Genomic DNA, 12464 nt, shown 5'->3' on the forward strand with positions numbered 1-12464 from the left:
CTCGGAGGTGCGGGCAGTGCTTCTCAGGGGCTGCTGGGAAGCCGGCTTCCGGAGACGAGCCCAGGTCGGAAAGGTGCTGTGCTTGCCGAGCCTCGTTCACCCATCACAGCTTGACCTGCGCCGCAGGCGGAGTGGTGAAGGCGACGCGCGGTCCGCCAACCACGGTGGGCCGCAGGCCGTTGGGCCTGCGGCCCCGCTCAGGAGGCCGGGATCTCAGGAGGGGTCGCCGTACTGGAGACCGCGTCCGTTGGTGCCGACGTACACCCGGCCGTAGGTGTCGGGGTCACCGGTGATGATGCGCTGGCCGGCGAAGTTGCCCCACTGGTGCGCGTCGTCGTTGATCCTGAGCCAGTTCGCCCCCTTGTCGGTGGAGCGGAAGACGCCGGCGACGCCCTTGACGGTGCCGATCAGGTACAGCGCTTGGTACGAGGTGCCCGGTGCGGCCTTGCCGAAGCCGACGGCGGAGGCGGACTCCACCGAGGACAGTTTGGTGAAGCTGCGGCCGCCGTCGGTGGAGTGCAGCAGACCCGTGCCGTCGCCGGCGAGCCACAGGTCGCCCGCGACGCCGGGGACGGCGCTCAGCTTGCCTCCCGGCAGGTTGGCGGAGCGGGCGGTGAAGTTCACGCCGCCGTCGGTGCTGGCGTAGAGCGTGCCGTTGTTCAGCGAGTAGAAGGTGTTGGCCAAGGACCGGTCGGCGACGACCACGGCATCGTTGCCGAGGCCGTTGACCTTCGACCAGCTCGCACCCCGGTCGGTGGAGCGGTACGGGGCCTGGCCGGCCTCGGTCCAGATGAAGCTGGAGCCGTCGGCCGCGATCGCGATGTGGCCGCTGTCCCCGCTGGGCACCGGCTCGCCCTTGAAGCCGTTCCAGGTGTGGCCGCCGTCGGTCGAGAGGGCACCGTCCTGCGCACCGCCCCGGCCGACCCGGACCACCAGCGAGGGGTTGGACTGGGCGTAGTCGACGGAGGTGCTGTTGTAGATCGTCGGGTTGGTCAGCCGCCCGGTCGGCTCCTTCGTCAGGTTGTCGTACACGAAGCCGCCCTGGTCGCCCAGCGCGGTGATGAGGGCGGCGGCGCCGGGCGGGGATACCGCGTCGTAGTACGCCGTCTCCTCCAGCCCGCGGGCTCCGATGAACCAGTGGCTGGTGCCGCCGTTGTCGGTCGCGTTGGCGTCCTTGCTGGCCCAGATGCCGTTGCCGGTGCCGTACATCACGTGCCCGGAGTCGAACGGGTCGATGCTCAGCGCGGTCATCCAGTGCCCGATGCCGGTGCCGAGGTACGGGGCGATGGAGGCGTCTCGCACGGACCTGTCGGACTGGGTCTTCCAGGTCCCACCGCCGTCGGTGCTGCGGTAGACCTCGTCCTGCGGCCACCAGCGGTCCAGCGTGGTGACCATCACCGTGGACGGCTTCTGCGGGTCGACGGCCAGACCGGCGAACCCGTAACCGCCCTGGGACGGCGAGATGTTCTTCCATGCCCCGCCGGAGGTGTTGTACTTCCACACCGAACCCGCCGTCACGTCGTTGGGCCCGGGGGCGTTGCTGTAGGTGAGGTACAGCGAGCCGTCACGGGAGAGCACACCGTGCTGCGGGAACCGGCCGGTGGGCTGCCCGGGGACGGCCTGCCAGGTGTTGCCGCCGTCGGTGGACCGGTACAGGTTGGTGGACCTGTCGGCGACGCCGACGTAGATCGTGTTGCTGCCGGCCTGGCCGTAGGTCACGAAGGAGATGCCGGTGCCGAAGCTCGCGCCGTCCTTGACCGGGAACGAGGAGACCTGGCTCCAGGTCACACCGGCGTCGGTGCTGCGCCAGAGGCCGTTCTTGCGGGTGCCCAGCAGCAGGTGGTCATGGTTCGCGGGGTCGATCACCAGGCGCTCGCCCGCCCCGCGGCCGGGTTCGTTGCCGCCCAGCTTGAACGGCAGATCGGTGCGCTTGAAGGTGCGACCCCGGTCGGTGGAGCGCAGGATCGCGCCGTTGCCGGCCCACTCGTTGGTGTAGGTGCCGGCCGCGAGGTAGAGCCGGTCCGGGTCGACCGGGTCGGTGGCCAGCGACTCGATGCCCAGCAGGTTCCAGTCCTTCTGACCGACCCAGTCGGTGAGCGGAATCCACTGCTCGGCCCCGGTGTCCCAGCGATACGCGCCACCCATGTCGGTGCGCGCGTACAGCAGGCCCTTCTCCTTCTGGTTGAAGATCAGGCCGGTGACGTAACCGCCGCCCGCCACCGGGGCGTTGTGCCACACGTACGAGCCGGAGCCCTGTGCGCCGCCGGCCCCCGGCACCCTCACCAGCTTCCACTGCTGGTTGGCGCCACCCCGCCCGGGCCACTGGATGATCTGCGTGCCCTGGGCCGTGGAGTTGCCGCTGACGTCCAGGACCTGACCGCTCTTGCGGGAGGTGAAGGTGACGGCGTCGGACCCCTTCACATCGCCGATTCGCCACTGCTGGGAGGCGGAGGAGCGGTCCGTCTGCTGCTCGGCGACAGCCCCCTGACTGGTCGAGTCGCCCGCTATGCCCAGCACCTTGCCACTGTTGTGGTTCACCAGCTCGTAGTAGCCGTCCCCGGTGGGCTTCAGTTTCCACTGCTGGTTGGCGGTGTCCTGGTCGGCCCACTGCTGGATCCGGGTGCCGTCGGCGGTGGAGAAGGCGTTGACGTCCACCACCTGACCGCTGTGTACCGAGACCAGCCTGTAGTAGGCACCGCCCTCGATCGTCGCGGCCTGGGAGTCCCCGTGTACGAACACGAAGTACGACCCGACGGTGAGGGACATACCGAGCGCCACAGCTGTGGCGCTCAGACGACGGCGGTGACGCCCGCGGCGCCTGCCGTTCGCGGGGTTGCTCATGGGTAAACGCTCTCCTTGCGAGCCGTGTACGAGGGGACGGGTGGTTCCGGCCACCGGGCTGGCAGGATCCACTCCCTTGTGGTCGCAGGGACCGCAAAGGTTGCCGCGAGCCGGGAACTTCTCGACGGGAGTTTTTCCTCCCCGATCACGGCAACCTTCTTGTGCGCGCGGCGGCAACCGACGGCTGACCGGGCCCCGCCGGCAGTGCCGGCGCAGTGCCTCGCCCCGTGGGCGGCCGTCCGTATCCGGACCCATCCGCGCGGGCAACCGTTCCGAATCATGGGCGAGGGTCACGGAGCGGTTCCCTCACGCGTCGTCCGGATGGGGCTGGGACACCTCGGCCGGGCGACGAGTGACGTGCCAAGCATGTGCCACCGACGCGAGAAAGAGGCAGCGTGTTCCCAGCCCTGTGGCGACGTGCCCGACAGGCCGTCCGGTGGTCCGGGCTTCGCCGATCACCCCTTGATCGCCCAGTGGGCCCCGGCACTCCGATCCGGTTCAGAAGGGGTAGTGCGCTTGCTGCGTGGCGATGGTCACCCAGCGGGTGCTGGGGAACGCTTCGACACCCCACGGCCGCCGAAGCGACCGTACCCGGATGCCTTCGCTCCACCGAACGAGGCTTGCGGCTGGTCGGCCACCGACTGGTCGTCGATGTGCACGATGCCCGTACGGATCCGGCGCGCCACCGTCAGTCCGTGCGTGGCGTTCTCCGTCATGATGCCGCAGGTCAGGCCGTTGTCGGTGTCGTTGGCGAGGACCACCGCGGTGTCGCCGTCGGTGAAGGTCTCGATCATGCAGAGCGGGCCGAACGCCTCCGCGTGGTAGAGGTCCGCGTCCCTCGGGACATCGGTGAGGACGGTTGCCGGATGGACCGCCGTCCGGTTCACCGCCGCCGACCAGGACCTTCGCGCCCCCGGCCACGGCGTCCGCGACCAAGGTCGGCCACCCGCCGGGCGGCTCGCGATGGCCCTGACCAGTGCAGATACCTGGTCCTTGAGGTGGTCGTGCGGGCCGGATTGCAGGCGGCGTGGGTGAGAGGGCCGCAAACACGACATGGGAAGGCTGGATACATCAATCCGGTACATGGACTAGCCTTGGTACATGTCCATGAAGCGCACGAACGTCTACGCCGACCCCGAGGACCTGGCGATCATCAAGGAGGCCGCCAAGCGCCGGGGCATAAGCGAGGCCGAGATCATCCGCCAGGGCATCCACCTTGCAGCCATGGCGAACCGGGTCTGGGACGAGCCGCTGTTCTCACGCACCTTCGAGGGGCCGGGGCGCACGCTGCCCAAGTCGGAGGTCCGCGACACGGTCGCCGATGCCGTCCGGAGTGAGACCGGCTCGGGCTCCGGATCCGCCGCGTGATCATCGTCATCGCCGATACGTCCGGCCTGGTGGCAGCGCTGGACTCGGCTCATCCGGAACACCGGGCGGCGAACGAGGCCATCATGGCGGCGGGCCTGCTGGTCATGTCCCCGCTCCTGCTGGCCGAACTGGATCACGTGGCGACGCGCGAGCTCGGCAGGGAGGCTGCCGTCAGCGCGGTCGACGACCTGCGGCGCTGGATCGGCCGGGGTCGTGTCGTCCTGCCGGAGATCACGGAGGGCCACCTGGGCGCAGCCCAGTCCGTCCGTGTCCGCTACCGCGCGCTTGACCTCGACCTCGCCGACGCGGTGAACGTGGCGCTTGCCGCCGACTACGACACGGACGCGATTCTCACCCTGGATCGACGAGACTTCCGGGCCGTACGCCCGCTGGGCCGGCACAAGGCGTTCCGGGTACTCCCCGACGACCTCCCGCTCTGACGCAGGATCCCGAGCGGTCAACCCACCATCGCAGTGGCGGCCTTTGCGGCGGTGCACGGCGGTGGAGGCAGGCACCACGTTCTCAGGCTTCGCTGGAGCACCTACTGCCTGCCCGGGAGGCAGTCACGCCGCGCACACCCCACACACAATTACAGCGGCTGTTGCGGGAAGCCGACCGGGGTCCGGGGCAACTCGCCCTGGCCATAGGGAAAGTGGCGGACTCCGGTCCGATCTGCGAGGGCGGTCAGCCAAGGCCGCCGTTTCCCGCGCTCCTCCTGGAATGGCTACCCGGCCGGAGCCCTGCCATACAGCGCGCCCAGACTCTGGCCGCCCTCGGCGACCAGACCCGTGTCCTGACCGCGCTGACCGTCTCCCTACACGTCTGCGCACCCCGGGGCGGCGGACTTGGGCGCCTGGCTCTGCTGTGGGCAGAGCCGGTTTCCGTAAGGGCCTGCCGGGAAGCAAGTCGTGGCTTCCCGTGAGCCGAAGGACGATAGGTGTCACCAAGGCAGCGTGTTGTCACAAGGGCTGTCGGCCCCTGTCAGAGGTCAGGCGGTGAGTGCCGTGCGCAGGGTGGTGGCCATCAGATCGATGGCTTCCTTCCCGGCCGGTACCGGTCCGGTGTGGGTGAAGTAGTGGTCGACGCCCTCGAAGCAACGGTGGGTGACCGGAACGCCGGCAGCTTCCAGGGCCTTGGCGTATGCATCGCCCTCGCCGCGCAGGCGGTCGTGCTCCGCGGTGATGACCAGGGCGGGCGGCAGCCCGGCGAGGTCGTCGGCCAGTCCGGGCGACACCAGTGGATGGGTGAGGTCGGCGGGATCAGGGACGTAGGCGGCGGTGAAGACCCGCATGAGCTGAGGGGCAAGCAGGGGCTTGGCGATGGGGGACTGCTTGGTGGCCGGGTCGGCGAGTTGGTCGAGCGGTGCGGAGTCGATGATCTGGAGGCGGGGCGTGAAGGTGCCGCGGTCCCGAGCGGTGCGGCAGACCGCGGCGGTCAGGTTGGCACCGGCGCTGTGTCCGCCTACGGCGAGACGCGAACCGTCCCAGTTGTTTGCGGCGCTGTTCTCGGCCACCCAGGCGGTGACGTCGTACGCCTGGGTGACGGGCACGGGGTACGGCCGCTGTGGGGCGACGGCGTAGTCCACGTTGATCACCACGCAGCCGGCCGTGGCGGCTATGTAGCGGCAGATGTGGTCGTCCTGCTGGGGGCGGGCGATCACGAACCCACCGCCGTGGAAGTTGACGTACACGGGGGCAGGGGCGGCGGCCGTGGCCGGCGGGCGGTAGACGGTGCACGTCACCGGGCCGGCGCCGGTCTCCACCCGGATGGATTCCGTGCGCTTCGGGATGTCGGTGAAGCGCAGATCCTTGTGCACTCGGCTCATCACTCGGCCGAGCAACAGCTGAACCCCTCTGGCTTGGATACTGGGCCTGAATGACATGACTGGACCCCATCGCTACAAACTTAAAATATCAGGATTCCTGATAATGAGGGCTCATTGCTGATCACGCAAGGGGCAACCGCGAGCCGACTGCCGAAGGGGGATGGCCGCTGCAGCCGTAGCACCCCGCCCTCGGCTCTGTGACCCGGCCGACCCGGGGGTGCTCCGCTCGTGCACACTCTCCGCCGAGGCCGCTCCCTGGCCGGCTCTCGAGTCCTGCCAGGTGGATGTGCACTCTCCGGCCACGTCGGTGGGCGTAGGCTCGCAGGCACCGAGGGCACCTCGTGTGCCGGCTCACGCGCCGGTGCCGTTCTCGGCGAACGACGACGCCGGGCCGGACCCGTCCGGACCCGGAGCAGGGTTCGCCCATGACCGTGAACACGCCGGACCGCCCGCAGACCGCCCGCCTGGGGATCCCCGGCCGACAACCAGCGCTTACCGAGGCGCCGCCGCAGCGGCACCGGCAGGGGCCCTCACCCGAGCAGGGCGAGTTCGTCCGCCCTCTGACCCGGCGCCAGATAGACGACCGCATGCGAGAGCTCGGCGAGTTGTACACGCACACCTCGTCCAGCCAGGTGCGGGCATCGGATGCGTCGAACCAGGACCGGTCGGCCGTGTTCCGGCGACGGCTCGCGGGCCACATGCGGCGGCCGGGGTTCGAGCTGCTGGTGGCGGAGACCGCCGGCCCCTCGGGCGCCATCGGCCTCACGGCCTGCGCCTACGGTTTCCCCGTGCGGGGCGACGGGCCCTGGTGGGACGGTCTCGACGGGTACCTCCCGGAGAGCCTGCTGCGCGTCGCCGCCTTCGGCAGGCTCTTCGCGATCGCCGACATTCTCGTGGAGCGACGGGTACGCACGCAGGACCAGAGCCGCGAGTGGAACCTCGCCCGGCGCCTGCAGAAGCGGCTGCTGAGCGATCACCCGGCCGCGCTCGGTGTCACGCTGGTCGACCGTGACAACGCGGACACACTCGAAGCACTGCTGTCCTGGGGCTGGCGCTGCCTGTCGGCCGAGGCCTGCGGGGCGTCGCATCTCGCTCCCGGCCGATTCCTGGTGCTCCGCTGACCGGCGGGTGGCGACCAGCGACCGGCGGGCGTGGGCCCCCTCCCTGCTCTCGGCCGGCACTCGCGTCGACCGCACTGCCCCTTCTCGTGTTCCACCCGTCCCGGATCCGTCCCGACCCTGGTGAGGCACCATGCGCTGTGTGATCGCCCGTTATCCCTTCGACCTGTCCAAGGCGGCCGTGGAGATGTCGATGGAGAACGTCCTGCCCGAGCCCGTGACGGGGGAATGTGTCGTCATCGGGGGCCGGATGTACCCCGTCAAGCAGGTGGGAGTGGTGATCACCCGCCAGGACCCGCGCGACTTCACCGCCGCGGAGATGGTCCGGGCACTGGTCCGTCTCGGCTTCACCTGCCGGACCGCACCTCAGCAGCCCCCGCCCACGCCCGGCCTGTCGTACGGTTCCGTCGACCGGTCGCTCGGCTGACCCTCCCGTACGTCCGCCGTGGTCCGGCCGATCCGTGACGCGGCGGCCCTTCTCCGCGCCGCCCGCCCGCGCAGGTCACCGCACCCGCGCCGGGCCGACGCCGTATCCGCGCCGACGGGTGCGGCGCGAGCGGTGGCGCAGAACCTGCGGCCATCCGGTGTGCTTCGATCGCTGCAGGACGGGGCAGCGGACGAAGGCCGTCCGCCGTACGGCATCACGCGTCCTGGAGGCCGGGGCTCCCGAGCGCTTCCGAGGCGGCCTGGAGGGGGCTGCGGGCACCCGCATCCATCGGCGCGGCCTCGGGACGGGCGTGGCAGGTGAAGCCGAGGAGGACCATGGCCCGGAGGACCTCGCGGCCGCTGAAGTCGCGGCGGTCCTGCCGGGTGATGACCTCGCCGACCTGCATCACGGGATAGCGGCGGCGGCCGATGGTCACGGAATCACCGGTGACGATCTCGGGCTTGACCCCCGCCATCGCATCCAGCACTCCGGGCTTGGTCAGTTCGAACGGGTAGCGGGCGATGACACAGCGCATGGTGCCTCACAGGGAGAAGGTGGAAGGTCTGACGGCCGGGCACGGTGCGCCGAGGACGTCCCGCAGCCGGACGTGGTCCGTGTAGGCGGAACTGTCGCGGTGCACGGCGAGTTCGGCCCGGGTGACCGAGCCGGTGCGCTCGTCGTCCCCGTCGCACAGGAGCAGGTGGTCCACACCGGCACCGGCCATGACGGACAGGGCCACCTCCACGGTCATGTCGTCGAACACCCGCACCTCGGTCGCGTACAGGTGGTCGACCCGGGCCACGGCGTCGGGAGTGGTCGGGTTTCGATGCGTCTGAAGCGGTGTCACGGCTGCCTCCTGCGGTACGGGCGGATTCCTTTGAGCGCGACGGACTGGCGACCTGTCATGCTGCGCGGCGCTTCCCCGAGGACCGGCCCCGGGGGATGCGCCCCCGTCGGCTCCGGGCCGAGGTCGGCCCACCGGATGCGGCCCGGCGAGGAGACTCCACGGTCGGCGCGGTGATGACGACCGGGACACCGGACGGGGTCTTGGCGCCGGTGATGCGGCTCAGTTCCGCCTCCCCGGAGCGCACCGCGGTGATCGTCGGGTTGATGCCGGCCGAGGCCATCAGCCGGCTCATGTCACGGCGCTGGTTGGGGGTCACCAGGGTGACGACGCTGCCGGACGCGCCGGCGCGGGCGGTACGGCCGCCGCGGTGCAGATAGTCCTTGTGGTCACCCGGCGGATCCACGTTGACGACCAGGTCGAGGTCGTCGACATGGATGCCGCGGGCCGCGACATTGGTCGCCACCAGCGCCGTCACCTGCCCGCTCTTGAACTGGGCGAGGGTGCGGGTGCGCTGCGGCTGGGACCTGCCGCCGTGCAGGGCGGCGGCGCGGACACCGCTGCCGAGCAGGTGCCTGGTCAGCCGGTCCACGGCGTGCTTGGTGTCCAGGAACATGATCACCCGGCCGTCGCGCGCTGCGATCTCGGTGGTCGTGCGGTGCTTGTCCGCCTCATGCACATGGAGCACGTGGTGCTCCATCGTGGTGACGGCGCCCGCCGACGGGTCGACGGAGTGGACCACCGGGTCGCTCAGGTAGCGGCGGACCAGCTTGTCGACGTTGCGGTCGAGGGTGGCGGAGAAGAGCATCCGCTGGCCTTCGGGACGCACCTGGTCGAGGAGGGCGGTGACCTGGGGCATGAACCCCATGTCGGTCATCTGGTCCGCCTCGTCCAGGACGCTGATGGCGACCTCGCCCAGTCGGCAGTCGCCGCGGTCGATGAGGTCCTTCAGCCGCCCCGGTGTCGCGACGACGACCTCGGCCCCGGCCCGCAGTGCGTTCGCCTGCCTGCCGATCGACATTCCGCCGACCACGGTGGCCAGCCGCAGGCGTACGGCGCGGGCGTACGGGGTGAGCGCGTCGGTGACCTGCTGGGCGAGTTCGCGGGTGGGCACCAGGATCAGGGCCAGCGGCTGTCGCAGCTCGGCTCGCCGTCCCGCCGTCCGGGCCAGCACCGGGAGGCCGAAGGCGAGGGTCTTGCCGGAACCCGTGCGGCCGCGACCGAGTACGTCACGGCCGGCCAGGGAGTTGGGCAGGGTCGCCGCCTGGATCGGGAACGGCACGCTCACGCCTTCGTGGCCGAGCGCGGCCAACAGCGGCGTCGGCAGGGCGAGTTCGGAGAACGACTCGACGGCGGGCAGTGCGGGCTCGATCGTCCTGGGCAGCGCGAACTCGCCGCGGGGCGCGGCCTGTCGGCTGTCGTGGCCGTTGGGGCGGCGCCGGGCGCCGGAGCGGTGTGCGGCGGAGCCCTCGAAACGGTCGTAAGGGCGGGTGGCGCGCGTGGTTCGCCGAGTGCGTTGAGCGCGTGAAACGGGTGCTCTGTTCATGTGGAATCTTCCTCGATGCGGGCGCGTATCAAGGAATTCCCGCAGCACGATGAAGCGCGGAGAATATCGAGAACGAGCCGAAGACGACAGGGGGGATTTCCCCTGAGAATGCAGCTGGGGCCCGCACCCCAAGGTGCGGGCCCCAGCTGCGAAGTATGCGTCGGTGCTGTGGTCAGGCCGAAACGATGTTCTCGGCGGTCGGGCCCTTCTGGCCCTGAGCGATGTCGAACGACACCTTCTGGCCTTCCTGCAGCTCGCGGAAGCCCTGGGTGGCGATGTTCGAGTAGTGGGCGAAGACGTCGGCGCCGCCGCCGTCCTGCTCGATGAAGCCGAAGCCCTTTTCGGCGTTGAACCACTTCACAGTGCCGGTAGCCATGTCATTTCTCCTTCGGAAACGGTGCTCGGAGTTCGCCCTGTGCGCCCTCCGTGTCGCCGCGATGATCAGCCGTCGGAAAATGAACCCTTTTGGCAACCACAACTGCAACCTGTCTCGACAGTAGCACGGCGCGCCGGGCCGCCCGTCGCGAGTAATTCCGCTGAGCCGGGTGGCCAGAGGAATATTCCTCCTCCCCCGTGTCTAATTCTCTCTTCGAGGCGACAGATATTTGCCGATCAGCGGGTCAGGAGCGCGCTCGCGCCGAGGTGGAGCGCGGGGTCGGCCGCGGCGGTCATCAGCCGGGATGCTTCGTCGGGAGGCTCCTGGGGCGGGACGACGAGGAGCACCCAGCGCCCGACGGTGTCGCAGTCCAGGGTGATGACATTCTCTTCGTCCGCGGATCGAGTCTGTTCCACGGTGATCGTTCTGCCGGGTGACATCACCGTGTGCGGTGCGTCGGGCCATTGAGCGGCGTCCACGGTGACGGCCACCGTGGTGAACCGGTCGGGCTCCAACGCGGCGACGAGCGAGGGCAGTTCCAGTTCAAGCGCGTCGCAGCGCGGCCACCAGGCTCCGTCCAGCGGGCCGTGGCTGACTTCCCGGGTGAGGGCCAGGCGGGGCAGGGGCATGCGGTAGGTGTGCCCGCCGTCCGCGGGTGGGGCTTCGGCAGGCGTGCTTCTGGGTTCCATCGTGCGGTCCCGTCCCGGGAGCCGAGGGCGGCTGCCCGACTCGTCATTCGCCGGGAACGGCACCGCCGGTCGCGCTGCGCGAAAAGCCCTCGGTACCTTCAGGCTACGCCGGGACGGGGAGGAGCGGTTCGAGGAGCGACGCCCGGGCCGGTCAGGCCGGTCGCAGGGCCAGAACCGCGCGCACTCTGTGGACCGGGCGGCGGTGGGCCGCCCGGGGAGTCCCGGACGGCCGCCGGCAGTGATCGAACGACCGGCGGCGGCCGTCGGAAGGCGCTTGCGCCGGCGGACCTGTGGCCGTTCGTGCGCGCAGCATCCTCCCGGTTCAGGCGCGCAGCAGCCGCCCGGTGATCTCCCGGTACTCCCGCAGCGCGAGCCGGAGTTCGGCGGACTGCGTCTCGGGGTCCCGGTCCTGCCAGCCCGCGCGCAGGAGGCGCCGACGTTCCGTAAGGGCGTTCACCAGCGCCTCGGTGGCTTCGTCGAAGGCGTTCTCCGCCTCCTCCAGGGCCTCGCCCGGAGCGTCCGCGAAGGTGTTCACGGCGTGTCCGAGGCGCCGGACGATCCTGTCCCGTTCGTCGGTCGGGAGCAGCGGTTCCACGCCCGGGGCGCGGCGCCCGGCGAGGCCCGGGGGCCGGTCGGCGGGTTGCTGGGCGCGTGTCTGGTCGTACATCGTCGTATCCACCGTTCCCGTGGTGATGGGGGGCGCCGCCCGAAGACGCCTTTGGCCTTCTCGGCGGCCTGTTTCAGGCTGCCTGAAGCCCGATCGGCCCTGCCATCACGGCCCTGCGCCGTCCCGCCAGTCAATGTCCCGCGACGATCCGTGTCAACGCGGCACCGGCCCGAGCGCACCCCGCCCGGGGCCCGACCAGCGGTCTCCGAGTGCTTCCCGGCCCGGGGAGTACGGTGGGGACAACGAGGGTGTGTCGTGCCTATCTGACAGGTCGTCTCCAGTACACCACCCATCCACCACGGGCAGCCCGTGACCCCGGCCGCACCTGCGTCCCAGTGGCCTCCGCCGAGGTCAAGGAGCCCCTCCGTGTCACCCAGGTCCACCGCGGCGACCCCGTCGGTCACCACATCGCCGCCCCAGGACCACGACGGCTCCTCCCTCTTCCCGCCGGACGGCCCGTTGCCCGCCCGCGGCGGCCGGCGGGGAGCGGCTCTACGTGCCCGTGACGGCAGTGATCGTGGTCCGTCGACATCTTGTTCGCCGTGGTTCTCTACACGATCACGGGCAGCCGCATGATGCGGGGGGCGCCCCTGTCGCCGCAGGCACCACGACCGGGCCACCAGCCTGCGGCCGCCGGCCCCGCGCTCCTTCGGTGAGAGAGCCCGCCCCCCTTCCACCACGCCGACCCCACCGCCCGGCACGGTGTCGACCGCGGACGGCCGGCCCTTCGGCCGCCGTCATCCGCCGCCTCGAACGCCTCTGC

Annotated in this window: 12 protein-coding genes and 1 pseudogene; 4 read left to right on the plus strand and 9 right to left on the minus strand. The window is 70.5% G+C overall.

Going from position 1 to position 12464, the window contains the following annotated elements:
* Window positions 1-213: 213 nt before the first annotated feature.
* Together ACIBW9_RS14235 and ACIBW9_RS14240 are read right to left on the minus strand one after the other, a co-directional pair.
* Window positions 214-2841, minus strand: a complete 2628-nt coding sequence (locus ACIBW9_RS14235; protein WP_398954679.1) for an RICIN domain-containing protein — start codon at window positions 2839-2841, stop codon at window positions 214-216.
* Window positions 2842-3339: 498 nt separating this feature from the next.
* Window positions 3340-3799: pseudogene (locus tag ACIBW9_RS14240) on the minus strand (aldehyde dehydrogenase family protein); the annotation flags it as partial.
* Between the two features lie 143 nt (window positions 3800-3942).
* On the opposite strand from ACIBW9_RS14240, the gene ACIBW9_RS14245 reads away from it, so the two are divergent.
* Both ACIBW9_RS14245 and ACIBW9_RS14250 read left to right on the plus strand, forming a co-directional pair.
* Entirely contained in the window at window positions 3943-4209 is a 267-nt protein-coding gene (locus ACIBW9_RS14245; RefSeq protein WP_398954681.1) for a CopG family transcriptional regulator, read from the plus strand.
* Entirely contained in the window at window positions 4206-4649 is a 444-nt protein-coding gene (locus ACIBW9_RS14250; protein WP_398954683.1) for a PIN domain-containing protein, read from the plus strand. Before ACIBW9_RS14245 ends, ACIBW9_RS14250 begins: the two co-directional genes overlap by 4 nt.
* Window positions 4650-5197: 548 nt before the next feature.
* Here ACIBW9_RS14250 and ACIBW9_RS14255 read toward each other — a convergent pair.
* On the minus strand, window positions 5198-6034 hold the full coding sequence (locus ACIBW9_RS14255) for an alpha/beta hydrolase (RefSeq protein WP_398954685.1): 837 nt from the start codon (window positions 6032-6034) through the stop codon (window positions 5198-5200).
* Between the two features lie 425 nt (window positions 6035-6459).
* On the opposite strand from ACIBW9_RS14255, the gene ACIBW9_RS14260 reads away from it, so the two are divergent.
* Window positions 6460-7155 carry a hypothetical protein gene (locus ACIBW9_RS14260; RefSeq protein WP_398954687.1) on the plus strand — a complete coding sequence of 232 codons (696 nt, stop codon included), beginning with the start codon at window positions 6460-6462 and terminating at the stop codon, window positions 7153-7155.
* Between the two features lie 130 nt (window positions 7156-7285).
* Entirely contained in the window at window positions 7286-7579 is a 294-nt protein-coding gene (locus ACIBW9_RS14265) for an SCO5918 family protein (RefSeq protein WP_398954689.1), read from the plus strand.
* Window positions 7580-7793: 214 nt separating this feature from the next.
* Here the strand turns inward: ACIBW9_RS14265 and ACIBW9_RS14270 are convergent, their stop codons facing one another.
* The 6 genes from ACIBW9_RS14270 to ACIBW9_RS14295 all read right to left on the minus strand — a co-directional run bounded on the left by ACIBW9_RS14270 (window position 7794) and on the right by ACIBW9_RS14295 (window position 11701).
* Window positions 7794-8114 carry an SCO5918 family protein gene (locus tag ACIBW9_RS14270; RefSeq protein ID WP_398954691.1) on the minus strand — a complete coding sequence of 107 codons (321 nt, stop codon included), beginning with the start codon at window positions 8112-8114 and terminating at the stop codon, window positions 7794-7796.
* Between the two features lie 6 nt (window positions 8115-8120).
* Window positions 8121-8426 (minus strand): hypothetical protein, encoded by a 306-nt coding sequence (locus tag ACIBW9_RS14275; RefSeq protein WP_398954693.1) that lies wholly within the window; start codon window positions 8424-8426, stop codon window positions 8121-8123.
* Window positions 8427-8481: 55 nt separating this feature from the next.
* The gene (locus ACIBW9_RS14280; RefSeq protein WP_398954695.1) at window positions 8482-9969 is read right to left on the minus strand and encodes a DEAD/DEAH box helicase; all 1488 of its coding nucleotides are present in this window, start codon (window positions 9967-9969) and stop codon (window positions 8482-8484) included.
* Between the two features lie 172 nt (window positions 9970-10141).
* A complete protein-coding gene (locus ACIBW9_RS14285) occupies window positions 10142-10345 on the minus strand; it encodes a cold-shock protein (protein WP_138054044.1) in 204 nt (67 codons plus the stop codon).
* Window positions 10346-10581: 236 nt separating this feature from the next.
* Window positions 10582-11034 (minus strand): DUF5994 family protein, encoded by a 453-nt coding sequence (locus ACIBW9_RS14290; protein WP_398954697.1) that lies wholly within the window; start codon window positions 11032-11034, stop codon window positions 10582-10584.
* Window positions 11035-11356: 322 nt separating this feature from the next.
* Complete coding sequence (locus ACIBW9_RS14295; RefSeq protein ID WP_398955222.1) at window positions 11357-11701, minus strand: hypothetical protein; 345 nt, start codon at window positions 11699-11701, stop codon at window positions 11357-11359.
* Window positions 11702-12464: the final 763 nt, after the last annotated feature.

This window comes from Streptomyces sp. NPDC049541 (assembly GCF_044465725.1).
Taxonomy (GTDB): Bacteria; Actinomycetota; Actinomycetes; order Streptomycetales; family Streptomycetaceae; genus Streptomyces.

Bases quoted from the DNA above. Each gene is read 5' to 3' on its own strand.
- ACIBW9_RS14235 (WP_398954679.1), bottom strand. From the start codon at position 2,841: ATGAGCAACCCCGCGAACGGCAGGCGCCGCGGGCGTCACCGCCGTCGT.
- ACIBW9_RS14245 (WP_398954681.1), top strand. From the start codon at position 3,943: ATGTCCATGAAGCGCACGAACGTCTACGCCGACCCCGAGGACCTGGCG.
- ACIBW9_RS14255 (WP_398954685.1), bottom strand. From the start codon at position 6,034: ATGAGCCGAGTGCACAAGGATCTGCGCTTCACCGACATCCCGAAGCGC.
- ACIBW9_RS14260 (WP_398954687.1), top strand. From the start codon at position 6,460: ATGACCGTGAACACGCCGGACCGCCCGCAGACCGCCCGCCTGGGGATC.
- ACIBW9_RS14265 (WP_398954689.1), top strand. From the start codon at position 7,286: ATGCGCTGTGTGATCGCCCGTTATCCCTTCGACCTGTCCAAGGCGGCC.
- ACIBW9_RS14270 (WP_398954691.1), bottom strand. From the start codon at position 8,114: ATGCGCTGTGTCATCGCCCGCTACCCGTTCGAACTGACCAAGCCCGGA.
- ACIBW9_RS14280 (WP_398954695.1), bottom strand. From the start codon at position 9,969: ATGAACAGAGCACCCGTTTCACGCGCTCAACGCACTCGGCGAACCACG.
- ACIBW9_RS14285 (WP_138054044.1), bottom strand. From the start codon at position 10,345: ATGGCTACCGGCACTGTGAAGTGGTTCAACGCCGAAAAGGGCTTCGGC.
- ACIBW9_RS14290 (WP_398954697.1), bottom strand. From the start codon at position 11,034: ATGGAACCCAGAAGCACGCCTGCCGAAGCCCCACCCGCGGACGGCGGG.
- ACIBW9_RS14295 (WP_398955222.1), bottom strand. From the start codon at position 11,701: ATGTACGACCAGACACGCGCCCAGCAACCCGCCGACCGGCCCCCGGGC.